General features: G+C 61.8%; 23 protein-coding genes and 1 pseudogene. 17 read left to right on the top strand and 7 right to left on the bottom strand.

What is annotated here, in order from left to right; translation table 11 throughout:
• The first annotated feature begins 43 nt into the window (after positions 1–43).
• The 6 genes from NKH16_RS21430 (at position 44) to NKH16_RS21405 (ending at position 7,391) form a co-directional block, all read left to right on the top strand.
• Positions 44–1,291 carry an efflux RND transporter periplasmic adaptor subunit gene (locus NKH16_RS21430; protein WP_352450056.1) on the top strand — a complete coding sequence of 416 codons (1,248 nt, stop codon included), beginning with the start codon at positions 44–46 and terminating at the stop codon, positions 1,289–1,291.
• The gene (locus tag NKH16_RS21425; RefSeq protein WP_352820929.1) at positions 1,288–4,446 is read left to right on the top strand and encodes an efflux RND transporter permease subunit; all 3,159 of its coding nucleotides are present in this window, start codon (positions 1,288–1,290) and stop codon (positions 4,444–4,446) included. Before NKH16_RS21430 ends, NKH16_RS21425 begins: the two co-directional genes overlap by 4 nt.
• A 56-nt stretch (positions 4,447–4,502) precedes the next feature.
• Positions 4,503–5,108: a nitrile hydratase subunit alpha gene (gene nthA, locus NKH16_RS21420; RefSeq protein WP_352705103.1), complete on the top strand. Its 606-nt coding sequence runs from the start codon at positions 4,503–4,505 to the stop codon at positions 5,106–5,108.
• Complete coding sequence (gene nthB, locus NKH16_RS21415; RefSeq protein WP_352680213.1) at positions 5,105–5,764, top strand: nitrile hydratase subunit beta; 660 nt, start codon at positions 5,105–5,107, stop codon at positions 5,762–5,764. Before nthA ends, nthB begins: the two co-directional genes overlap by 4 nt.
• A gap of 19 nt (positions 5,765–5,783) precedes the next feature.
• Positions 5,784–6,116: a nitrile hydratase accessory protein gene (locus NKH16_RS21410; protein WP_156937343.1), complete on the top strand. Its 333-nt coding sequence runs from the start codon at positions 5,784–5,786 to the stop codon at positions 6,114–6,116.
• 147 nt (positions 6,117–6,263) lie between these two features.
• Entirely contained in the window at positions 6,264–7,391 is a 1,128-nt protein-coding gene (locus NKH16_RS21405; protein ID WP_023720791.1) for an ATP-dependent DNA helicase, read from the top strand.
• Positions 7,392–7,410: 19 nt separating this feature from the next.
• Here NKH16_RS21405 and NKH16_RS21400 read toward each other — a convergent pair whose 3' ends face one another.
• Positions 7,411–7,815, bottom strand: coding sequence for a SpoIIAA family protein (locus tag NKH16_RS21400; protein WP_352450052.1), 405 nt, complete (start codon positions 7,813–7,815; stop codon positions 7,411–7,413).
• 115 nt (positions 7,816–7,930) lie between these two features.
• On the opposite strand from NKH16_RS21400, the gene NKH16_RS21395 reads away from it, so the two are divergent.
• The 3 genes from NKH16_RS21395 (at position 7,931) to NKH16_RS21385 (ending at position 12,759) form a co-directional block, all read left to right on the top strand.
• Complete coding sequence (locus NKH16_RS21395; RefSeq protein ID WP_352901684.1) at positions 7,931–8,671, top strand: pyridoxine 5'-phosphate synthase; 741 nt, start codon at positions 7,931–7,933, stop codon at positions 8,669–8,671.
• 96 nt (positions 8,672–8,767) lie between these two features.
• The gene (locus tag NKH16_RS21390; RefSeq protein WP_352742395.1) at positions 8,768–10,681 is read left to right on the top strand and encodes a potassium transporter Kup; all 1,914 of its coding nucleotides are present in this window, start codon (positions 8,768–8,770) and stop codon (positions 10,679–10,681) included.
• 158 nt (positions 10,682–10,839) lie between these two features.
• The gene (locus NKH16_RS21385; protein ID WP_352450049.1) at positions 10,840–12,759 is read left to right on the top strand and encodes a potassium transporter Kup; all 1,920 of its coding nucleotides are present in this window, start codon (positions 10,840–10,842) and stop codon (positions 12,757–12,759) included.
• A gap of 41 nt (positions 12,760–12,800) precedes the next feature.
• Here the strand turns inward: NKH16_RS21385 and NKH16_RS21380 are convergent, their stop codons facing one another.
• Positions 12,801–13,691: an SDR family oxidoreductase gene (locus NKH16_RS21380; RefSeq protein ID WP_352742394.1), complete on the bottom strand. Its 891-nt coding sequence runs from the start codon at positions 13,689–13,691 to the stop codon at positions 12,801–12,803.
• Positions 13,692–13,827: 136 nt separating this feature from the next.
• Here NKH16_RS21380 and NKH16_RS21375 point away from each other — a divergent pair, with 136 nt between their 5' ends.
• The gene (locus NKH16_RS21375) at positions 13,828–14,238 is read left to right on the top strand and encodes a winged helix-turn-helix transcriptional regulator (RefSeq protein ID WP_352450047.1); all 411 of its coding nucleotides are present in this window, start codon (positions 13,828–13,830) and stop codon (positions 14,236–14,238) included.
• Between the two features lie 50 nt (positions 14,239–14,288).
• On the opposite strand, the gene NKH16_RS21370 is transcribed toward NKH16_RS21375, so the two are convergent.
• Together NKH16_RS21370 and NKH16_RS21365 are read right to left on the bottom strand one after the other, a co-directional pair.
• Positions 14,289–15,014 (bottom strand): glutathione S-transferase family protein, encoded by a 726-nt coding sequence (locus NKH16_RS21370; RefSeq protein ID WP_352450132.1) that lies wholly within the window; start codon positions 15,012–15,014, stop codon positions 14,289–14,291.
• 1 nt (position 15,015) lies between these two features.
• Positions 15,016–15,321 (bottom strand): Rieske (2Fe-2S) protein, encoded by a 306-nt coding sequence (locus tag NKH16_RS21365; protein ID WP_352742393.1) that lies wholly within the window; start codon positions 15,319–15,321, stop codon positions 15,016–15,018.
• A gap of 100 nt (positions 15,322–15,421) precedes the next feature.
• Between NKH16_RS21365 and NKH16_RS21360 the strand changes: the two genes are divergently transcribed.
• The gene (locus NKH16_RS21360; protein ID WP_352742391.1) at positions 15,422–15,874 is read left to right on the top strand and encodes a MarR family winged helix-turn-helix transcriptional regulator; all 453 of its coding nucleotides are present in this window, start codon (positions 15,422–15,424) and stop codon (positions 15,872–15,874) included.
• A gap of 37 nt (positions 15,875–15,911) precedes the next feature.
• Here NKH16_RS21360 and NKH16_RS21355 read toward each other — a convergent pair.
• Positions 15,912–16,341 (bottom strand): annotated as a pseudogene (locus tag NKH16_RS21355) (anthrone oxygenase family protein).
• A gap of 153 nt (positions 16,342–16,494) precedes the next feature.
• Between NKH16_RS21355 and NKH16_RS21350 the strand changes: the two are divergent.
• The 5 genes from NKH16_RS21350 to NKH16_RS21330 all read left to right on the top strand — a co-directional run bounded on the left by NKH16_RS21350 (position 16,495) and on the right by NKH16_RS21330 (position 21,168).
• The gene (locus tag NKH16_RS21350; RefSeq protein WP_352456491.1) at positions 16,495–17,148 is read left to right on the top strand and encodes a TetR/AcrR family transcriptional regulator; all 654 of its coding nucleotides are present in this window, start codon (positions 16,495–16,497) and stop codon (positions 17,146–17,148) included.
• 134 nt (positions 17,149–17,282) lie between these two features.
• Entirely contained in the window at positions 17,283–18,302 is a 1,020-nt protein-coding gene (gene ilvC, locus NKH16_RS21345) for a ketol-acid reductoisomerase (protein WP_352450043.1), read from the top strand.
• A 257-nt stretch (positions 18,303–18,559) separates the two neighbouring features.
• Positions 18,560–19,537, top strand: a complete 978-nt coding sequence (locus NKH16_RS21340) for a DUF3592 domain-containing protein (protein ID WP_352742389.1) — start codon at positions 18,560–18,562, stop codon at positions 19,535–19,537.
• Positions 19,538–20,030: 493 nt separating this feature from the next.
• On the top strand, positions 20,031–20,552 hold the full coding sequence (locus NKH16_RS21335) for a hypothetical protein (protein ID WP_352742387.1): 522 nt from the start codon (positions 20,031–20,033) through the stop codon (positions 20,550–20,552).
• A complete protein-coding gene (locus tag NKH16_RS21330; protein ID WP_352742386.1) occupies positions 20,545–21,168 on the top strand; it encodes a hypothetical protein in 624 nt (207 codons plus the stop codon). Before NKH16_RS21335 ends, NKH16_RS21330 begins: the two co-directional genes overlap by 8 nt.
• A 10-nt stretch (positions 21,169–21,178) precedes the next feature.
• On the opposite strand, the gene NKH16_RS21325 is transcribed toward NKH16_RS21330, so the two are convergent.
• Positions 21,179–21,463: a PilZ domain-containing protein gene (locus NKH16_RS21325; protein ID WP_352470452.1), complete on the bottom strand. Its 285-nt coding sequence runs from the start codon at positions 21,461–21,463 to the stop codon at positions 21,179–21,181.
• A 174-nt stretch (positions 21,464–21,637) separates the two neighbouring features.
• Complete coding sequence (locus tag NKH16_RS21320) at positions 21,638–22,222, bottom strand: BA14K family protein (RefSeq protein WP_352450039.1); 585 nt, start codon at positions 22,220–22,222, stop codon at positions 21,638–21,640.
• Positions 22,223–22,409: 187 nt separating this feature from the next.
• Here NKH16_RS21320 and NKH16_RS21315 point away from each other — a divergent pair.
• A partial coding sequence (locus tag NKH16_RS21315) for an endonuclease/exonuclease/phosphatase family protein (RefSeq protein WP_352901675.1) occupies positions 22,410–23,366 on the top strand: 957 nt, incomplete at its 3' end.

The raw sequence follows: 23,366 nt of genomic DNA, 5'->3' as shown, positions 1-23,366 counted from the left end.
GGCCACCGGATAGCGGCGTGTCGGATCGAGAGGTCTTTTGTCGATGCGCGGAAAGATCGTATTAGCGGTGATCGCTGCAGCCTGCGTTGCCGCGGCGTGGCTCTATCTTTCGCCCAGCGCAATGAGCGGTCTTCAGCAGATGCTGTCGGCGAAGCAGACGGCGACGGCGGACAAGCCCGCTGCAGCGGCAAATGCCGCGCGTACGACTTCGGTGGTTGCCGCCACCGCTACGACGGCCGATTTCCCGGTCCGGCGCTATGCCATCGGCTTCGTGTCCTCTCCTGCCGTGGTCAGCATCAACGCACGGGTCTCGAGCCAGATCGTCGCAATCGCGGTCAAGGACGGACAGATGGTGAAGGCAGGCGACCTTCTGTTCTCGCTGGACGATCGCTCGTTGAAGGCGCAACTGGCACGCGATCAGGCGACGCTCGCGAAAGACCAGGCGCTGCTTGCCAGCGCCACGGCCGATCTTCAGCGCGCCAAAAATCTCGTCGCCAGGCAGGCCGGAACACAGCAGACCTACGATCAGGCCGTCGCGGCGCAGAAATCCGCCGCGGCCACCGTCGACGCCGACAAGGCAACGATCGATGCGGACCAAATCCAGCTTGGCTTCGCCACGATCAGGGCGCCGATCTCCGGCAGGCTTGGCGCAGTCAGCGTCGCCGTCGGCGATCTCGTCACCACCAGCAACGGCAGCAGCACGTCGACTCCACTGGTGACGATCACGCAGGTCGACCCGCTGCAGGTGAACTTCAATCTCCCCGAAAGCGATCTTGCCTTGCTGCACAAGGCGCTGGCAGCGCCGCAGCAAGGTGCGGTGACGCTGACCAAGGACGGCGACCCGAAGCAGATCGGCAAGGGAACGCTGGATTTCGTCGATTCCAGCGTAGACACGGCGTCCGGCACGATCGCAACGCGGGCCAGTGTGCCCAACGCCGATCTTTCGCTATGGCCGGGCCAATACGTCAACGTCGTGCTCGATGCCGGCATCATGCCACAAATGACCTCCGTTCCGACGGTCGCCGTCCAGCCCAGCCAGAAGGGCCCGTTCGTCTATGTGATCAAGCCGGACAACACCGTTGAAATGCGGCCCGTGCAGGTCGCGCTGACAGAAGGCACCAACACCGCAATTAGCCAAGGATTGAAAAGCGGCGAGCGTGTCGTCGTCGAGGGTCAGACCAAACTGAAGAACGGCGCGGCGGTGCGCGAAGGCAAGGCTTCGACCGGCACCGGCGATCAGGCGGCTCCGAAGGTTGCCGAGGCTGACCGGACAGCCGGAACACAGCCATGATTTCCGAATTCTGCATCCGCAGGCCCGTCGCCACGCTGCTCATGTCGTTCGCTCTGGTTCTGGGCGGGCTATTTGCTTACAAATTCCTGCCGGTGGCGGCACTGCCAAGCGCCGAATTTCCGGTGGTCAACGTCTCGGCCTCGCTGCCCGGGGCCTCGCCGGAAACCATGGCGACCTCGGTGGCAACGCCGCTCATCAAGCAGTTTGCCACCATCGCCGGCATCGATTCGATTTCGACGACCAACTCGCTCGGCTCGACCTCGATCGCCATTCAGTTCGTGCTCAACCGCGACATAGACGCCGCCGCGGCCGACGTGCAAGCAGCGATCGCACGCACGCAACGACAATTGCCGCCGGAGATGACCAGCCCGCCGAGCTATCGCAAGGTCAATCCAGCCGACGCGCCGATCCTGCTGATGTCGCTGGTCAGCGACACCATTCCGCTGACCGATCTCGATGCCTTTGCCGAGAATGTGATTTCGCCATCGCTGTCGACGATCGATGGCGTTGCGCAGGTTTCGATCTACGGTCAGCAGAAATATGCCGTGCGCGTCCAGATCGATCCGACGGCGCTCGCCGCACGGGGCATCTCGATCGACCAGCTGCAGACGGCCATTGCCTCGGCCAACAGCAACACGCCGCTCGGCGTGCTCAAGAACAACAAACAGCAGCTGACGATCACCGCGAACACGCAGCTGACCGATGCGGCGGGATTCTCCAACATCATCATCGCCACCAAGAACGGCCATCCGGTGCGGCTCGGCGAGGTGACCCGCGTCATCGATTCGGTCGAGACCACGACGACGGCAAGCTGGTATGACGGCACGCGCGCCATCATCATGGCGGTGCAGCGCCAGCCGGATGCCAATACCGTCGACGTCGTCGACCGCGTCAAGGCGATGCTACCTTCCTTCGACGATCAGATGCCGGCAGCGGCGAGCATCCAGTTGCTCAACGACCGCTCGACATCGATCCGCGAGGCGGTCGATGACGTGCAGTTCACGCTGCTGCTCACCATCGCGCTGGTGGTGATGGTGATCTTCCTGTTCCTGCGCCGGGTAACGGCGACGGTCATCCCGGCTGTGGCGGTGCCGATTTCGCTCATCGCCACGCTAGGCGTGATGTACCTGTTCGGCTTTTCCATCGACAACGTCTCATTGATGGGGCTGACATTGGCGGTCGGCCTTGTCGTCGACGATGCCATCGTCATGCTGGAAAATATTTTCCGCCATATGGAGGAGGACGGGCTCTCGGCCCTCGAGGCGTCGCTCAAGGGCGCGCGCGAGATCGGCTTCACCATCATCTCGATCTCGATCTCGCTGGTCGCCGTGTTCATTCCGGTGCTTTTGATGGGCGGCGTGATCGGGCGCATCTTCAACGAATTCGCGGTGGTGGTGACGGTCGCCATCCTGGCGTCGATGTTCGTCTCGCTGACACTGACGCCGATGCTGTGTTCGCGGCTGTTGTCATTATCGAAAGCCGAGCAGAAGGCAGCGCACGGCGAGGACCATAGACAAAACGTCTTCATGCGGGGCTATGACTGGTTGCTGACATTCTGTCTGCGCCACAATTTCCTGGTCTGCCTTGTCTTCCTCGTGACCGCCGGGCTGTCGGCGTGGCTGATCCAGATCTCGCCGAAGGGCTTCTTCCCGCAGGAGGATATCGGCCAGGTCTCGGTGACGACCATCGCGCGCCAGGACATTTCGTTTGACGCGATGGTGAAGCTGCAGGGGCAAGTGGCGGATGTCTTCACCCATTCGCCCTACGTGGCGCATGTCGGCTGGTCGGCGGGCAGTGGAAACAATGCGCTCAACCAGGGCCAGCTGTTTGTGCAGCTGAAAGACAAGGACCACCGACCGAACATCGACAAGGTGCTTTCGGATCTACGGCGCCAGCTTGCCAATGTGCCCGGCATCGAAACCTACATGCAACCGGTGCAGAACCTGCGGCTCGGCGCGCGTTCTTCGGCGAGTGCCTACCAGCTTGCCGTGCAGGGCCTCGATACCGGCCTGACGAACGTCTGGGCGCAAAGGCTGACGGACGCGATGGCTGCCGATCATGCCGCCTTCACCGACGTCACCAATGACCTGCAGAACAACGCGCTACAGGCGACGCTGGTGATCGACCGCGACAAGGCGGCGAACCTCGGTGTCGATACCGACACGTTGCGCTCCAGCCTCTATGGCGGTTTCGGCACCCAGCAGGTGTCGACCATCTTCGGTTCGGCCGACAGCTACGACGTGATCATGGAGCTCGATCCGAAGATCGAGTGGTCGCCCGAGCGGATGCTGGCCATCAAGGTGAGAACGGCGAGCGGCAGCCTGGTGCCGCTCGGTGCGTTCGCCCGCGTCGATCGGACCGCCGGTGCTTTGACCGTCAACCAGCTCGGCCAGCTTCCGGCAGTGACCATCTCCTACAATCTGCCGCAAGGCGTGGCCCTCGGCGACAGCGTGAGCCACATCAACGCGCTGAAGGACAAGATCGGCATGCCGCCGACGATCTCGACCGCCTTCTCGGGCACGGCCAAGACGTTCCAGGATTCGCTTTCCAACCAGGGGCTGCTGATCGGCGGCGCGATCCTGACCATCTATATCGTGCTCGGCATGCTTTATGAGAGCTTCATCCATCCGCTTACCATCCTGACCGGGCTTCCGTCGGCGGTGCTGGGCGCGCTGGTGGCACTGCGGCTGGCGGGGATGGATCTGTCGGTGATCGCGGTGATCGGCATCCTGATGCTGATCGGCATCGTCAAGAAGAACGGCATCATGATGATCGACGTGGCGCTGGAACTCAGGCGCGAGGGGATGTCGCCCGTCGAATCCATCCACAAGGCCTGCCTGATGCGCTTCCGGCCGATCATGATGACCACGCTTGCCGCGCTGATGGGTACCATCCCGATCGCGCTCGGCACCGGCGCCAGCGCGGAACTGCGCCAGCCTCTCGGCGTGGCCGTGGTCGGCGGTCTTGTCGCCTCGCAGGCACTGACGCTGTTCGTCACGCCCGTCATCTACGTCTACATGGAGCATTTTTCCGGCTGGCTGGTCAGGCTGTGGGCGCGGCGCCGGGGCGAGCCGAGGCCGGTCGAAGCGGTCGACCAGCCGTCACTGTTCGACGAGGAGGAAGAACCAGTGCCGCAGAAGGCGGCAGCCGAATAGCGCTGGCCCAAGCCGTGGTGCTTGCGGCCGGAGGTCCGCGATCGTAATTTGACGCCATGCCGCACAATCACGACCACGACAACGAGCTTGATCCTTTTGCGGCGCGGGTGCGCGCGCTGGAGACGATTCTCACCCGCAAAGGCCTGATCGATCCGGCGGCGATCGATGTCATTGTCGACACCTATGAGACCAAGATCGGGCCGCGCAACGGCGCAAAGGTGGTGGCGAAAGCCTGGGTTGATCCCGCGTTTGCCGCATGGCTGAAGCGTGATGCGACGGCGGCCATCGAATCGCTCGGCTACACCGGCCGGCAAGGCGAGCACATGCAGGCGGTCTTCAATACGGCCGACACGCACAACCTCGTCGTCTGCACGCTATGTTCCTGCTATCCGTGGTCGGTGCTCGGCTTGCCGCCGGTCTGGTACAAGGCGCCGCCGTACCGTTCGCGCGCAGTGATCGATCCGCGCGGCGTGCTCGAGGAATTCGGTCTGACCTTGCCGGCGAGGACGACAATCCGGGTGTGGGATTCGACCGCCGAGCTGCGCTATCTGGTGGTGCCTATGCAGCCAAGGGGCACCGAGGGCTGGGATGAGGCACGGCTCGCCGATCTGGTGACGCGCGATGCCATGATCGGCACCGCGTTGGCGCGGGAGCCGGCATGAACGGGCCGCAGGATCTCGGCGGCCAGATGGGTTTCGGGCCGGTCGCGCCCGAACCGGACGAACCCTATTTCCATGCCGATTGGGAAAGGCGGGCGCTGGGCGTGACGTTGTGCGCCGGCGCCATGGGCGCCTGGACCATCGACGAGAGTCGGCACGCGCGGGAATCGCTGCATCCAGCGGATTATTATGCCTCCAGCTACTACCAGATATGGATCAAGGCGCTGGAGGTGCTGCTCAAACGCCATGGTTTCGTCAGCGACCGCGACCTGGCTACGGGCGACGCAGTCGACCCGGCAGCGACACCCAAACGGGTGCTGAAGGCTAAGGACGTTCCGGCGGTGCTGGCCAAGGGCGGGCACTGCGACCGGCCTGTCGCCGTGCCTGCGCGGTTCAAGGCGGGCGACCCCGTGCGAACCAGGAACTTTCATCCGACCGGCCACACCAGACTGCCGCGCTATGCACGCGGCAAGCGAGGTGTCGTCGAGGCTGTGCGCGACGGCTTTGTCTTTCCCGACACCAATGCGCACGGCCAGGGCGAAAACCCGCAATGGGTCTATACGGTGGCCTTCACCGGCGGCGAAATCTGGGGCGAGGGCGCCGATCCGACACTCGTCGTGTCGATCGATGCCTGGGAGAGCTACCTTGAGCCGGCGTGAGACGGGCTCAGTCGCCGCCATGCTGCCCGCCGGTGTCGAGGCGCCTGTGTTTGCCGAGCCGTGGCAAGCAGAGGCCTTTGCCATGACGGTAGCACTGCACGACAACGGGCTGTTTTCGTGGAGCGAATGGGCGGATGCTTTGTCCGCAGAGGTGAAGCGGCCGGGCGCCGCGCGCGACGGTCACGATTACTACGAGCACTGGCTGGCCGCGCTGGAAAAGCTGCTTTTGGCCAAGGGCGTTGCCGGAAAGCGCGACGTCGATGCGCTCGCCGCTGCCTGGGAACGCGCCGCGCACGCAACGCCGCATGGCAAGCCGATCCAGCTGGAGAACGATCCACAGCGGGCCGGGTAAGCTGCGGTCGCCTGACCTTGTTCTCTTTACGTTCCTGTTCGTCACTGATAGCCTGACCCCGTCGCAGCGGCGTGATTGCCGGCGATGAAAATTGATGGTGACGGCAGTCACCTTGTCTTTCCCTCGCGAATCCGGTCTGTCGCGCTGATGGAATTCTCTCCTCAACAGGACGAGGCGCTGAAGGCGGTGGCCGGCTGGCTGAAAGCCGGCAAGCCGCAGCTGTTCCGGCTGTTCGGCTATGCCGGCACCGGTAAGACGACGCTGGCGCGCTATTTCGCCGAGCATGTCGACGGCCAGGTGCAGTTCGCCGCGTTTACGGGTAAGGCGGCGCAGGTGCTGCGTTCCAAGGGCGCGGTCAATGCCCGCACCATCCATTCGCTGATCTACCGGCCGAAAGGCGAAGAATCGGTAGCGGACGAGGTGACCGGCAAAACATCGATGTCGCCGACATTTTCGCTCAACCGGCAGAGCCCGATCTCGCGCGCCAAGCTCGTCGTCATCGACGAATGCTCAATGGTCGACGAGCAACTCGGCCGTGACCTGATGAGCTTCGGCACGCCGATCCTGGTGCTCGGCGATCCCGGCCAGTTGCCGCCAATCTCCGGCGGCGGCTTCTTCACCGACCACGAGCCGGACATTCTGCTCACCGAAATCCATCGCCAGGCGCGAGACAACCCGATCATCCGGCTTGCGCTTGACGTGCGCGAGGGCCGCGAGTTCATGCGCGGCGACTATGGCGCGGCGCAGGTGATCGGCAAGGAAGACGTCACCCAGGAACTGGTGCTGAAGGCGGACCAGGTGCTGGTCGGTACCAACCGCACGCGCCGCCGTTATAACCAGCGGCTGCGCGAGCTGAAGGGGTTCAACGCCGATTATCCGCAAGCCGGCGACAAGCTGGTCTGTCTGCGCAACGATCCGGCCAAGGGACTGCTCAACGGCTCGCTGTGGAAGGTGATGACCTCGTCGCGCGAGACGGTCAAGCCCGGCATCAATCTGCTGGTCTCACCGGAGGAAGATGACCCGGATCGCGGCGTCGCCAAGATCAAGCTGCTCAAGGCCGCATTCGAGGATCCCGACGCCGACATTCCCTGGCAGCAGAAGAAGCGCTTCGACGATTTCGATTACGGTTACGCGCTGACCGTGCACAAGGCGCAAGGGTCGCAGTGGAACGAGATCGTGCTTTTCGACGAAAGCTGGGCATTCAAGGAAACTCGCCAGCGTTGGCTCTACACCGCGATCACGCGCGCGGCCGAACGGTTGACGATCGTCCGATAGGGCTGTCAGGCCCGTCGTATCAGCGCTGGGCGATCGGTCTGGCGTCAAGCCATTCCCAGGCGGCGGCTTCGTCCTTGGCCTCGAAATGCCGGAGTTCGATAGGCAAAGAGGCAGGCAAAAAGGCTCTTGCCTCCGGTATCCAGTTCGGCTCACCGATCGCCGCGCAGCGGCCGATATGCTCCACGGCATGAGCTATGCCCTGTTCGATCGTCTCGTCCGATACGTCGGCCCAGTCGACACCCTCATGGTCGATCAGGCGCACCAGCACGTCGATCTTCGGATGCAGCGCATAGGCCGCCTCCAGCAATCCGAACAGGTTTTCGGCGTCAGCCGCTGCGACATGGCCGACGACATCGATGGCGAAAAGATCTTCGCGATCGGTGTCGATGCGGCGAACCGCCGGCACGGCCTCGAGAAAATTCAACAGGGAACTCCTTGCGCTCGATTTTCTTCGCACACCTTGGAACACCTGAAACCCTCTGTCTGTTCCCGTTAAAGGCGGTATAGATGCGCGCCAAGATCAGCCTGGAGCCGTGCAAATGCCTGCAAAGCTTTCCGTCAACCTTAATGCGATCGCCATGCTGCGCAACCGACGCGACCTGCCGTGGCCAAGCGTGACCGGGCTTGGACGCATCGCGCTTGCTGCCGGCACGCATGGGCTGACGGTGCACCCGCGACCCGACGAGCGGCACACCAGGCATTCCGATCTGCCTGAGATCAGGGCGCTGATCGACGACGAGTTCCCGAATGCGGAATTCAACATCGAGGGCTATCCGACCGAGGAGTTCCTGGCGCTTGTGGAAAAGCATCAGCCCGAGCAGGTGACGCTGGTGCCCGACGACCCGGCGCAGGCGACTTCCGACCATGGCTGGAACTTCGCCGCCGAGGCTGCGTTTCTGACACCGGTCGTCAAGCGCCTGAAGAAGGGAGGCTTTCGCGTATCGCTGTTTTCCGATCCGGATCCCGCTGGCGTGAAAGCCGCTCGCGACACCGGCGCCGACCGGATCGAACTCTATACGGGTCCATATGGCAGCTATCATTCCGATTCGGCAAAAGCGGCGAAGGAATTGGAGAAATTGGGAAAAACGGCGGATGCCGCACTGGCTGCAGGGCTCCAGGTCAATGCCGGGCACGACCTTGTGGTGAGCAATTTGTCGGCGCTGGCCAGGCGCATCCCGGCATTGGCCGAAGTGTCGATCGGACATGGGTTGACAGCCGATGCGTTGGAGTATGGCATGGCCGCAACGGTCAGGCGGTTTCTGAAGGCTTGTGGCTGGTAGAGAAAGGCGAGCCGATAGGCCATGCGTTCCCGGCACGGCAGCGCGTCCTTTCCATCCCGCAGCATCGAGCGCCGCACGTCTATGGGAGTGTCGTCCATGGCCCTTGCCCACGCTGGTAGCGAGGCAGAACCCATCGAACAATCCAGCCACTCCAAGGCCGAGCAGCACAGCACCAGAGTTTTGATGCTGGGCGCGTTGGGCGTGGTTTACGGCGATATCGGCACGAGCCCAATCTACGCGTTTCGGGAAGCGCTGCACGCATCGTCGGGACCGGTAGCGCGCAACGACGTCCTTGGCGTGCTGTCGCTTATCGTCTGGGCGCTGACGATCATCGTCACGATAAAATACGTCGCTTTCGTGCTCAGAGCCGACAACAAGGGTGAGGGCGGCACGCTGTCGCTGATGGCGCTTGCGCGCAACGCTTATCCAAAGGGAGCCCGGTTCATTCTGGGGATCGGACTTTGCGGCGCGGCGCTGTTTTTCGGCGACGCCATCATAACGCCGGCCATCTCCGTGCTTTCGGCGGTCGAGGGCCTGGAAGTGGTGACCCCGACGCTGGAAACTTATGTTGTTCCGATCACGCTGATCATCCTGGCAATGCTTTTTGCTGTGCAACGCTTTGGCACCGGCAGGGTGGCGGCCGTGTTCGGACCGGTGACGGCAGCGTGGTTCCTGGCGATCGGCGCCGCCGGGGTCTACCATCTGCTGGACGACCCGTCGGTCCTGCTGGCGATCAATCCCTATTACGCGGTCGCTTATCTGGCCAATACGCCCACCGGTGCGTTCGTCACGGTCGGGGCGGTGTTCCTGGCGGTCACCGGGGCCGAAGCCCTTTATGTCGATCTCGGCCATTTCGGCCGCAGGCCGATCGTGCTGGCGTGGTTCTCCGTGGTGTTCCCTTGTCTGCTCCTCAACTATTTCGGACAAGGCGCGTTCGTTCTGGCCAACGGCGGCAAACCCACCAATCCATTCTTCCAGATGCTGCCGGATTGGGCGCTAATGCCCATGGTTGGGCTGGCCACGGCAGCGACGGTGATCGCCAGTCAGGCGGTGATCTCCGGCGCTTTCTCGCTGACGCGGCAGGCGGTGCAGCTCAATCTGCTGCCACGTATCGAGGTGCAGCATACTTCCGAGATGCAGTCCGGCCAGATCTACATGCCGCGGGTCAATCTGGTGGTTGCGCTGGGCGTGATGTTGCTGGTGGTCGGCTTTGGCAGCTCGAGTTCGCTGGCTTCCGCTTATGGCATTTCGGTGACTGGCGAAATGCTGATGACAACCATCCTGTTGTTTGTGGTGATGCGGTTCCGGTGGAAATGGCAGCTTGCACTGGCAGCCGCGCTCACACTGCTGTTCGGCACGATCGATACTGGATTTTTCCTCGCAAACGTCGTCAAGATCCTCGAAGGCGGGTGGGTGTCGATCACGGTCGCCTGCGGCATGGGGCTGATCATGTCCACATGGATACGCGGCACCCGCTATTTGTTCGACAAGACGCGCCGGAACGAGATCCCGCTGGATTTCCTCGCCGGCAATCTGCTGAAGAAGAAGCCGCATCTGGTGTCGGGCACCGCGGTGTTCCTGACCAGCGACCCGCTGAGCGCGCCGACGGCGCTGATGCACAGCCTCAAGCACTACAAGGTGCTGCACGAGCAGAACGTCATCCTTTCGGTGGTGACGGCGCCGCAGCCTGTCGTGCCCGACAGCGAGCGCGTCAAGATGGAGACCGTCAACGAGCTGTTCATGCGGGTGACGCTGACCTTCGGCTATATGGAGCAGCCCAATATCCCGCGTGCGCTGGCGATCTGCCGCAAGCAGGGCTGGAAGTTCGACATCATGACGACGTCCTTCTTCCTGTCGCGGCGCTCACTCAAGGCGTCGCCCAATTCCGGCATGCCAGTCTGGCAGGACAAGCTGTTCATCGGGCTGGCGCGCTCGGCGGCCGATGCGACGGAATATTTCCAGATCCCGACCGGACGGGTAGTCGAGATCGGGACGCAGGTGGCTATTTAAAAACGTGTCCGTTGCGACATTCCAGGTGGTCTGCCGATCGGACTGAGTCTGCCAAGTCGTGGAGGACTCGCAATATCGGGACGGAGCCATTACGTGACGGCACTTGATATTGCAGCGCAGCAAGCGTAGAGCACCGCCCGCTTACCGGAGTGTCGTCCATGGCCCTTACCAATGCTGGTAACGAGGCAGAACCTGTCGAACAATCCAGCCATTCTGAGGTCGAGCAGCACAGCACCAAGGTGCTGATGCTGGGCGCGCTCGGCGTGGTTTACGGCGATATCGGTACCAGCCCGATCTATGCATTTCGCGAGGCGTTGCATGCATCGGCCGGTGGCAACGTCGCCAACCGTGGCGACATCCTCGGCGTGTTGTCGCTGATCATCTGGTCCCTGACGATCACCGTCACCATCAAATACATCATGTTCGTGCTCCGCGCCGACAATCGAGGCGAGGGCGGGGTGCTGTCGCTGATGGCGCTGGCGCGCAACAGTTTCCCGACGCGCTCGGCGGTGATCCTCGGCATCGGCATCGTCGGCGCGGCGCTTTTTTTCGGCGACGCAGTCATTACGCCGGCGATCTCGGTGCTATCGGCGGTCGAAGGTATGAATGTCGTCACGCCGACATTCCAGCCCTATGTGGTGCCGCTGACACTGGCCATCCTGGCGATCCTGTTTGCGGTACAGCGATTCGGCACCGGCGGCGTAGGTTTGGTGTTCGGGCCAGTCACGGCTCTGTGGTTCCTGGCCATCGGCCTTTCCGGCATTAACCACATCATCGCCGATCCGGAAATCCTGCTGGCGATCAGCCCGCATTACATCGTGTCGTTCCTGGTCAACTCGCCCGATGTCGCCTTCGTCACGGTTGGTGCGGTCTTCCTCGCCGTCACCGGCGCCGAGGCGCTCTATGCCGACCTCGGCCATTTCGGCCGCAAGCCGATCGTACTCGCCTGGCTGGCAATCGTGTTCCCTTGTCTGTTGCTCAACTATGTCGGGCAAGGCGCCTTCGTGCTGGCAAATGGCGGCGTTGTCGGTCATCCATTCTTCGAGATGAACCAGGGCTGGACGCTTATTCCGATGGTCGTGCTGGCGACGGCGGCGACCGTCATCGCCAGCCAGGCGGTGATCTCCGGCGCTTTTTCGCTGACCAGACAGGCGGTGCAGCTCAATATGCTGCCGCGTTTCGTTATCCAGCATACGTCGGAAAAACAGTCGGGCCAGATCTATCTGCCGCGCATCAACCTGATGCTGGCGCTGGTGGTGATGTTGCTGGTGGTCGGCTTCGGCGAATCCAGCCGCCTGGCCTCGGCCTACGGTATTTCGGTGACCGGCAACATGCTGGTGACGAATGTACTGCTTTTTGTTGTGATGACGCGCATCTGGAAATGGCCGCTCGGCGTCGCGATCGCCTTGATGGCCGTGTTCGCCTTCGTCGATACCGGCTTCTTTGCCGCCAACATAGTCAAGGTGTTTGAAGGTGGCTGGGCATCGCTTGCCATCGCCGCAGTTATCGTGATGACTATGTGGACCTGGATCCGCGGCAGCCGCTATTTGTTCGACAAGACGCGCCGGAACGAGATCCCGCTCGATTTCCTTGCCGGCAATCTGCTGAAGAAGAAACCGCATCTGGTGTCGGGCACCGCGGTGTTCCTGACCAGCGATCCGCTGAGCGCGCCGACCGCGCTGATGCACAGCCTGAAGCACTACAAGGTGCTGCACGAGCAGAACGTCATCCTTTCGGTGGTGACGGCACCGCAGCCGGTCGTGCCCGACAGCGAGCGCGTCAAGATGGAAATGGTCAACGAGCTGTTCATGCGGGTGACGCTGACCTTCGGCTACATGGAGCAGCCCAACATCCCGCGTGCGCTGGCGATCTGCCGCAAACAGGGCTGGAAGTTCGACATCATGACGACGTCCTTCTTCCTGTCGCGGCGCTCTCTCAAGGCCTCGCCCAATTCCGGCATGCCGGTCTGGCAGGACAAGCTATTCATCGGGTTGGCGCGCACGGCGGCCGATGCGACGGAATATTTCCAGATCCCGACCGGACGGGTGGTCGAGATCGGGACGCAGGTGGCTATCTGAACAAATGGCCGTGCCCTTTGAGGGCACGGCCATTGTGAGGCTCAGCTCACCAGAGCCGCCTTGTTTGCTTCAAGAAATTGCTTCAGCGGCTGCGGCTTCCTGCCGGACAGCGTCTCGACCGCGTCGGTCACCATGCCGATCCGGCCGGAGCGGGTGTTGGTGTCGAAGGAAACGATGACAGGCGCAAAAGCTTCGGGAACGCCGGCTGCCTTCAATCCCTCGGTCAGCGCTTCATCCGAAAGCTGGATAACTTCGATCGGCTTGCCGGTGACCTCGGTGACGAGGGCTGCAATCTCGGCCATCGTGTGGGCCTTGGGGCCGGTCAGCGTGTATGTCGTGCTTTCGGTTGCGCTCGAAGCAAGGCTGGCGGCGATCGCGACTGCCATATCATCGCGCGCGCCATGGGCAATGCGGCCGTCTCCAGCGGATGTGTACCAGTGCCCCGAGGCGATGGCGTGCGGCAGCGCCATGAACAGGTTCTCCTGGTACCAGCCGTTGCGGAAGATGGTGTAGGGAATACCGCTCGCCTTGATCGCCTGCTCCGTGCCGTGGTGATCGGGCGCAAACAGCACCGGCGATCCTGGCTCCGGATTGGGCATCGATGTGTAGAGCAGATGCGAAACGCCGGCGCTTTTTGCGGCGGCGACCGCGGTCTCATGTTGCTTCAGGCGCTTGCCCGGAACGGCGAGCTCGTTTGTCGAAATGATCAGAACCCTGTCGGCGCCGGTGAATGCACTGGCCAACGACGCGGTGTCGTCGAAGTCGACTGCCCGGATGGTGACGCCTCGGGCTGCCAGATCGGCCAGATTTTCCGGATTGCGGGTGGCGGCGATGATGCGCTGAGGGGAGACCTTGAGCGTGTCAAGCAGATGATTGATGACGCCGCGGCCAAGCTGGCCGGAGGCGCCGGTGACGAGAAGGGTGTCGGTCATGAGATGTCCTGACGTTGCGCCGGAGCGGCGGGTGCATATGTTAGTCTCAAAAAGAGACCAGCACTAAAATAGGAATTGACCCATCCTCGTAAAGAAGGCAGTTTTGCGGGAGGTAGGCACATCCAGGGAACCAGCCATGGACGGCAAGATCGTCAATCTGAGATCGAAGCTCGAGATATACAAAGCAGGCAGCGGTGGCGGAAACCTTGCGGATTGCCCGGTTCGCGACGTGATCCAGGGCATAAGCAATAAATGGAGTTCACTGCTGATGGAGGCCTTGGCCGAGAAGCCGTACCGGTTCGGCGAATTGCGGCGGCTGGTGCCCGATATTTCACAGCGAATGCTCACCCAGACGCTGCACGATCTGCAGCGCGACGGCTATGTGCATCGCCAGGTGTTTCCGACCAAACCGCCGAGCGTCGAATACAGCCTCACCGATCTCGGGCGCTCGATGTTTGGACCCTTGCATCAGCTGATCCAATGGGCCGAGCTCAATCACGGCGCTGTACGCGAGGCGCGGAAGATTTTCGATGCTGCCGAGGGCTGAGCCTCAAGGCCCAGCGGCTTCCATGGTTACAGGAACGGTGCTCAATCCATTCAAGCCGATCGGGCTTGCGGAAGCGCTGTGGCCGGATCGTTTTGGCGGATGATTTCCGAAAGGTGCGAACCCTTAGCCTGCAAGAATGCGTGGAGGCGTTCCGGATAATCGGGAGCGACCGCGTCCTTCACGGATGGGCGTTCGTGCAATGCCTTGCGCCAGGCCTGGATATGCGGTTTTCCGTCCAGGATGCCGAAATCGCCGATCCGGTCAAAGACCTCGAAATAACGGAAAATCGGCCCGTAGACCGCGTCGAGCAGTGAAAAGCGCTCGCCGTCGAACCGTGGCCCAGCCGCGCCGTTCGCCAGTTCCACGTCCAGGCGATCGAACATTGCTGCCAGAGCCCCGCGTTCGGCGATGAAGGCGGCTTCGGTGAGTGCTGAATAGAAGCGGCCGATGGCATTGAGGATTGCCGAGCCGAACTCGATCCAGGCGCGATGCCGGGCACGGGCATAGGGGTCGGTGGGATGCAGCGGATTGGGCTGGGTTTCCTCGAGGAATTCGAGGATGACGAGCGATTCGAAGATCACCGTTTCCTGGCCGTCATGCTCAACGCGGAGCAGCGGCACCTTGCCGAGCGGCGATATCGCCTTGAACCAGGCAGGCTTGTTAGCGAGATCGACCGTGATGCGCTCGAATGGCACGTCCTTTTCGCGAAGTGAAATCGCCGCGCGCTGCACATAGGGACAAAGATGGTGGCTGACGAGGATGAGCTTGTCGATCATCTCACTCTCCCCAGACATAGTTCAAAGCGCCGTCCTCGACGCGGGTGGAGAGGAACATCAGGCGGGAGCCCTTCGGCGCCGGGCCTTCGAGGCGATCACCGTTGGCCATGTCGAACGAGGCGCCGTGCCACTGGCAGACGAGCTTGCCGTCCTTGCAGCCGAGCGGGCCACCGAAATGCAGGCAGACGTTGGCGGCGGCGCGGATACGCTCGCCGCTGCGGTAGACATGGACCTCGCGGCCGAAGAACGGAGCGATCAGGCTGCCTGTTTCCGGAATGTCGGCAATCCTGCAGATTTCATGCTTCATCGGAATTGCCTCTCATGATTGATGCGATTGCATTTATATAGATGCATTTGCATCGATCGTCAAGCTTGATGCAATTGCATCTATCGCCTACGATGCAATCATGACCGGGATTCCTTCACCTCCAGCCATCAAGGCCTGGGCCCGCCTGATGCGGGTTTCGCGCCAGTTGTTGGAACGAGCCGAGGACGCGCTGAAGGACAGTGGCCTGCCGCCGCTTGCCTGGTACGACGTCCTGCATGAGCTTGCCGAGGCGGGCGAGGGCGGATTGCGGCCGTTCCAACTCACCGAGCGCACTCTGTTTGCGCAGTACAACATCTCCCGGCTGCTGGCGCGGCTCGAAGCCGACGGGCAGGTCGAGAAGCTTCCAGTTGCCGATGACGGCCGCGGGCAAACAGTCCGCGTCACAGAAAAGGGACGCGAGACGCGCCGCCGCATGTGGGCTGTCTACGGCCGGTCGATCGCGGAGTTGGTCGGCTCCCGGCTTTCCAATGATGAGCTCGACGCGCTGTCAGCTCTGCTTGGGCGCCTGCGAGGTCCGCCCGCCCTGGAGTGACACGCCTTCATGACGAAGATGGCACCGATTGGCGAGGTCAGGCACTGCCCAAGAGGAATGCCAACGTCGCCAGAACGCCAAGCCCGACGCGGACCAGATGCAGATTGCCCCATTTGGCGATCAATGTCCGAGCTTCAGGATTGACGGAGTTCGCGTCCATCGCCTCCAGCAACCTATTTGCCGGCATCATCACCAGCAGCGTCCATGGCCAAGGCAGGATGATCAGCAAGGCGCCGACCAGATAAGCGAGATTGCCGGTCAGCCACCAGGCGACGAGGCCCAGAATACAGGCGATGACGGCGATCGAGGCCTGCATGGCGGCGCCGCGCTTGTACGAAGGCTGCCATTCCTGCAGCAATGCCTTGTCATCGAGGCGAATCCGCGCCGGCTGCTCGGCGACGCTGACGTAGATAGCCGCGCCAAGCGAACACTGCGGCAACGGTCAAGGCAAGCAATCCGGCGAGCATGATCCGTGTCTCCCGTGATGCCCCGCATGGAGCAAACAGAAATAAAGGCTTGCGTCGGGTCGGGCAATACGCCATAAAGCCGAACCGTAACGTACGGTACGCCATCGAGCTCGTATCTGAACTGCGGGTGAGTTTGCCTCCTGAGGAAAAACTGTGTTGCACGCTGTGACCGACATCGACACCAGCGAGGCGCTGACGGAGCGGCAGAAGGACGTGCTCGACGCCGCCCTTCGCCTGCTGGTCGAAGAGGGCGATCAGTTGACCATGACCGCCGTGGCGCGGCGGGCGAGCTGCTCGAAGGAGACGCTCTACAAATGGTTCGGCGATCGCGACGGGCTGTTGACGGCAACGGTACAATGGCAGGCGTCCAAGGTGCGGGTAGTGCCGGTCGACCGCAAGGGGCTCGACCTCCCTTCGCTGACGGCGAGCCTCGAACGCTTCGCTTCGGACTGGCTCAAGGTAATTTCGAGCGACACCTCGATCGCGCTGAACAGGGTGGCGGTCGGCCATGCTAGTTCGGGGAAGGACGATCTCGGCGCCATCGTGCTGGAGAACGGTCGATTTGCGCTGGCCAAGCGCCTCAAGCCGGTGCTGGAGGCCGGGAGACAGGCCGGGTTCCTTGAATTTTCGGACGCGGAGACGGCGTTCCGCACCTTTTTCGGGCTGGTCGCCCGTGACGTGCAGATCCGCTTGCTGCTTGGCGACCGGCTGGAATTGACTGATGTGGCGATCGGCGGCGATGCCGTCCGGGCGACGCAGCAGTTTCTCGCTCTTTTCGGGGCAAAAACCGGGCCGCAGGGCCCATAGAGCCGGATGATTTCAGGTCAAATCGACCTGAAATCTGAATCCGGCTCTACGCTAAAAGATGGAGCATGATGTCGTCCGAAAACCGCTTCACACTTTCGGCATCATGCTCTGGTTCAAAACGGGAAGGAAGAAAAATGCGTGTCTATTACGATCGCGACGCCGATCTCAACCTGATCAAGGGCAAGAAGGTCGCTATCATCGGCTATGGCAGCCAGGGCAGGGCGCATGCGCTCAACCTCAAGGATTCCGGCGTCAAGGACATCGCCATCGGCCTCAAGGCTGGCTCGGCGACCGCCAAGAAGGTCGAGGCCGACGGGCTCAAGGTGATGAGCGTAGCCGATGCCGCTAAGTGGGCCGACCTGATGATGATGGCGACGCCGGATGAGCTGCAGGCCGACATCTACAAATCCGAGATCGCGCCGAACATCCGCGATGGCGCAGCGATCGCCTTTGCCCACGGCCTCAACGTGCATTTTGGCCTGATCGAGCCTAAAGCTTCGGTCGACGTCGTGATGATCGCGCCGAAGGGGCCTGGCCATACGGTGCGCGGCGAATACCAGAAGGGCGGTGGCGTGCCGTGCCTAGTCGCGGTCAACCAGGACGCTTCGGGCAATGCGCTCGACCTGGCGCTCTCCTACGCCTGCGGCGTTGGCGGCGGCCGCTCGGGCATTATCGAGACCAATTTCCGCGAGGAGTGCGAGACCGACCTGTTCGGCGAGCAGGTGGTGCTGTGCGGCGGCCTGGTCGAATTGATCCGCGCCGGCTTCGAGACACTGGTGGAAGCCGGATACGCGCCGGAAATGGCCTATTTCGAGTGCCTGCACGAGGTCAAATTGATCGTCGACCTGATCTATGAAGGCGGCATTTCCAACATGAACTACTCGATCTCGAACACCGCCGAATGGGGCGAATATGTCTCGGGCCCGCGCATCATCACCGCCGAGACCAAGGCCGAGATGAAGCGCGTGCTGAAGGATATCCAGACCGGCAAGTTCACCTCGGAATGGATGCAGGAATACCGCGCCGGCATGTCGCGCTTCAAGGGCATCCGCCGCAACAACGACAGCCACCAGATCGAGGAAGTCGGCGCCAAGCTGCGCGCGATGATGCCGTGGATTTCGAAGAACAAGCTGGTTGACAAGGCCAAGAACTGAAGGACATCCACGTTCGTTTCGTTACCCGTCCTCGGGCTTCGCGCTGCGGGCGCGTGGGAATTTCCATGAACAAGCTGGTCGACAAGGCCAAGAACCGATCGCAATTTCATTGCCGATCAAGAAAGGCCGGCGGAGCGATCCGCCGGCCTTTTCGCATCAAGATTGTGTGGTTTCCAGGCTTCTGGACAGGCGCACTATCCTCATCACCGTGATATGCCTGTGCGGGGCATGGCACAAAAGTGCCAAGGGGGTGAGAGTTGGAACTCAAATTTCTGTTGGTCGGGTTTGCCTGCGCGGTTGCCGGCATGCTCTCCCTCGTCACCTTGCTGAAGTGGTGGGAGGTGAGGGCGGTCAGCCGCTGGTCTCCGACGCCGGGAAAGATCATCTCGTCGCGGGTCGAGGCTCGCGAGGTGACCAGTTCGGGATCCGGTTCGGACAGCAGAGGGTCGACCGAAATCCGCAACTTCCCGGCAATCACCTTCGAATACAAAGTGAACGGCAAGACATTTCGCAGTTCGCACTACAGCGTGCAGGAGAACCTTGGAAACTTTGCCGTGGCGGAAACCCTTGCGAAATTTCCAAACGGGGCCGGTGTAACCGTCTTCTACAATCCGGCCGATCCAGCCAAGGCCGTGATCGAACGCACCATGCCCGACGGCTCCTTCAAGTTCATGGTCCAGCTTTCGGCCGGGCTGGTGGTCGGCGCGCTTGTATTGGTCTTCTCCGTCGGCGGCGTCCTCGAAGCGATCCGGCCGTTTTTGCCCAGGCCGCAGAACCTCGGCGCCGCGGCCCTGCTGCTTTTCATGGGATTGTTTGTCTTGCGCATGGGCTTTGCCCAGAAGTCACTTGCGGAACAGGCGGCCAAATGGCCGATCACGGCAGGACGCATCGATGCTTCAGGCCTGCAGAAATTCGAGACCCGCGACAGGTCCGGAGGCGGCTATCGGCCCTGGCGAACAGTCTTCAAATCCCGCATCGTCTACAGCTATAGCGTCGCCGGCCAGCGCTACGCCGCCGATCGCATCGCTTTCGGCGCAAACGTGACGGCTTCGCTGCCGAGCCTCGTCAGCGGTCAATCACAGCGCTACCTCCAGGGCGACAAGGTCGAGGTCCACTACGATCCCGACAACCCGGTTGCAGCGGTTCTCGAATGCAGGGTGAGCGGGCTTTGGCTCCTGTGGGTCTGCGCAGTTGGCCTCCTCGGTGGAGCCGCGCTGCTGGTAGGCGTCATCTGAAGCTGCTGTCCTAGGCTGCATATCCAGCGGAAAAAGACGCCTGTCTTCAGCATCTGACAAGAACTCCGCTGTCGAAGCCAGGCCATGTCAATCTCACCGTCGCCCCGTCGACCACAATATGGATGACACGGGAGAACGGCTCTTCGGCCGACGGGTCGGATCCGTAGCATTGGCTGGCCCGAGCCACCCAGCCCGTAGGCGTCTTGAGAAACGATGCGTGTTCGCAGCCGAGAGCAGGGACCGACAGCGCGTCGCGGTACAATGTGTAGACAGTCTGGCGTTGAACATCCGCAACGGCGGTACAGTTCGATCTGTCCCCGGACCATGTGCCCACATAGGGTTCCGTGGCAAAGGCGCTGCCGCACGAAAATGTTAAGATCGAAATGAGCATCAAGAGATTTCGCATCATCGATTCTTCTTTTCGACGTGGCCTTGGGCCATGCTAAAGCATCGATGCTCAGACTTCACAATGATGCTGCTCCAAGGGACTTAAATGATCATCCACAAAGCAGCAGCTATTTTTCTGAGCATGCTGAGCCTGTTGCAAGCAGCGAACGCAACAGAATGTTCGCTCAGCCATGCGACCTATCGCGAGCCGCGTTCGGGAGCGACGATACAGTTCCGGCCAACCAACAACGAGCCGGCCGCGCTGACGACCGAGGTCTTTTCGTTGATCGTTCCCAACACCGACATTCGTCTGCCGTCGGACATTACCTGGACCAATGGCAAGTACTCGTTTCCTGTGGGCACGATCCGGCACACCTGCACCGACGACGATCGTGAGGCTGGTCTCGAGGACGGCAACGGGCTGTGCAGAGTGTGGGATGGGCAGGTCTATGCGTTCAATGCAGGCGGTGCCGAGCAGTTGAGTTCCCGTGAAGCCTCGCCGGCACCGGCAGGGTTGCTGTTGCCTGACTTCGGCGCGATTTTTACCGAATGGCCCGATTTCGCCAAAGCCAATCCCGACGGTTCAGCCTGGGACGCCTTTAGTTTGACGGGTTGTAGCGATGAATAGCAAGAGACTGCCGACCTGCATGTTCGCCCTGTCGGTCCTTATTGCCATGGCAACCGGCGCTCGTGCCGACCAAAGCAAGCCGTCGCGTCCGCCTGTCGACAAATGCGCTTGGGAACGGCTGGCGGACAGGGATGTCGGGCTGGCTGCCTGGGTGCAGCGTTGCGATTTCGGTTTTCGCCGGATTCATTTCGAGCTTGGCGACAATGCTCTTGCCATCAAATACAGCGACGGCGGGCCGGCCGATCCTGTCGTCGAAGTCTTCGATATGCTGCCTGGCGAGGCCGCCGATTCTGCGTTGCAGCGCATTTTTACGGAGAAGACCGAGAAAGCCATCAGCACACGTTGCGTGCTCATGCCTTCCACCGAAGGGGCGACGCCCGCGCGCATCCTCCGGTATGTTTTCAGTCCCAATGCCGCCTATCGTGAGGAATTGAAGACCGTCGCCAACCCTGACGAGGTCGGCGTACCGCCTTGCGGCGAATGGGGCGAAGCCCCGGACGGTATTCAGTATTTCGAGGTGCAATCACCCGAACTGCGAAAGCTTCTATTCGTTCGCGTCGGCCAGGATGAGCCGCTGTTTGACGAGCAGACACTGCGAGTCCTGCCACCCGGATAGCGCCGGGATCTCAGCCGTAGTGCCAACTGGGCTTTGGTTCGGTACCGGTGAACATCACGCCGATACGATCTTCGCGGCGCCAGCGGACTACGGCCTTGTAGGCAATGCCGTCGGTCGGAACATAGAGCAGGAACTCATCGGGCACGCGCGCGTCGATCGAGACCTTCAATTCGGCGCCGCCGGCGTGCATGTTGCGCAGCGTGCATGTGACCTCGGAATTGCTCACGCCGGTCAGGATCGTCGCGCCCTTCAAGACGCGCTGCCGGTGTTTGTCCCTCTGTTCGTCCTCGGCCATCGCACGCAATCCAGCCATCTTCGCGTCTCGGGCGTTCTGATCGGGAGGATTATTAGACCTGCCTGATAAAAATAGCGTTATCAGCAGTCGGGACTGGGCGATGTTCGCGGTTCCTGGCTGGAAGAAAAAGGCGCCGCGAAGCACGGCGCCGAATGATGCTTGTTGTCAGCCTGCTTACCTATAGGGCGAGTAGCATTGCTGGCGCGGCCCGTAATAGGGCTGGAAGGTGTTGTCCCAGGCGCGGTACGACCGGTAGCGATTGTAACACCATTGGACATGTGCACTGGAAAGCCGCCCTGCGCGATAATAGCGGCGCGGTGGCGGCGCGTCGTAGTAGTTGTAGCTGTTGTACAGGCTGCCAAGGCCGAGCCCCAGGCCCAAGCCAAGAATCGCGGCACCCGCACCATCATCATAGTAGCCGCCGCGGTAATGGCGGCGATGGTGGCGCCAGCGCCAGCTGTCGTCCCAGCCGCCATTGTCCCAGTGTCTCGAAAAATGACGGCCGCGGAAATTGTGGGACCGCCATCTCCAATCGTCGCCGCCGTGCCATTGCCGAAAGCCGTGGTTGCGCCAACGCCATATCTGCCTGTCGTTGCCGCCGGCCCAATCTTCACGAATTTGCACGATGTCGGCGGCATTGCCCGCCACCGGCAGCAGAGGTTTGGGCATCGGCCCGGCAAGCGACGGGGCCGAGAGGCCGGCGATCAGACCGAGGGCCATCAGCCCGGATCTGGCGGAAGATAAAAAGAGCGGTTTCATCGCACTCTCCGAAGATTCAGGCCCCACGCCCAGAATACCCCGGGGAAGGGCCTATTGATGGAACTTTCCATCTGAACGGAAGATGAACAAAAAGGTTCCGTCAACCATAGGGCGCGCGCGATCAATCAGAGCCGCCTGGTTTCTGCGCCCTTGTTTTCGGGCGCGCTTGCGGGCAAAGGTCAAAGCCATGTCGCTGCGCCTTGCCACCTTCAACGTCGAAAACCTGATGAACAGGTTTGATTATTCCGGATACCGCAATCAGCTCAACGAAGATCGCACGCTGGCGCTTTTCGACATCCAGAGCGAGGCCGAATACAAGATGCTCGAGCAGGCGCGGGCCATCGCCCAGTCCGACGACACGCGGCAGTTGACGGCGCTGGCGATCGCGGCCACCCGCGCCGACATCATCTGCATGCAGGAGGTCGACAATATCGAGACGCTGAGGGCCTTCGAATATGGCTATCTGTTCAAGATGGTGGGGCAAGGCTACCGGCAGAAATACACCACCGCCGGCAATGATTCGCGCGGCATCGACGTCGCCGTGATGATGCGCAACGAGACCGCGCAGGGCCAGCCAATCGAATTCGTGCGCATGACCAGCTACGCCTATGTCACGTTCGAGCAATTCGGCCTGCACACGCCGGAATTGGCAGCGCTTGGGCATCAGGCCAATGAGCGCATCTTCCGGCGCGACTGCCTGGAAATCGATCTGACGGTGGCTGGCGCGCCGTTGACGCTGTATCTCGTGCATTTCAAGTCGATGGGCTCGCCCCGCAACGGCCTCGACGGCCGCGAGGCGACCATGCCGCTGCGCATCGCCGAAGCTCAAGCAGTGCGCCGGATCATCGAGGAGCGCTTCGGCAAGGACCATGCCGCCGACAAGCGCTGGGCAATCTGCGGCGATATGAACGACTACCGGCAGCGCGTGAAGATTACCGGCGATGCCGTCGACGGCTACCGTTTCGAGGTCATCGACGAGAGCCGGTCCTGCATCGATGTGCTCACTGCCGGCGGCTTTTGTGAAAACGCGGTCGAGCGGCGGCCGGAAATGGACCGCTGGACTTTCTACCACACACGCGGACCGGAAGAGCGGCATCTCTGCCAGCTCGACTACATCCTTTTGTCGAGCGCGCTGGCAAGGCAG

The organism is Mesorhizobium sp. M1307, from assembly GCF_040318155.1.
Taxonomy (GTDB): Bacteria; Pseudomonadota; Alphaproteobacteria; order Rhizobiales; family Rhizobiaceae; genus Mesorhizobium.
Note: the sequence above shows the minus strand (reverse complement) of the source record. Positions and strands in the feature narration are given on the sequence as shown.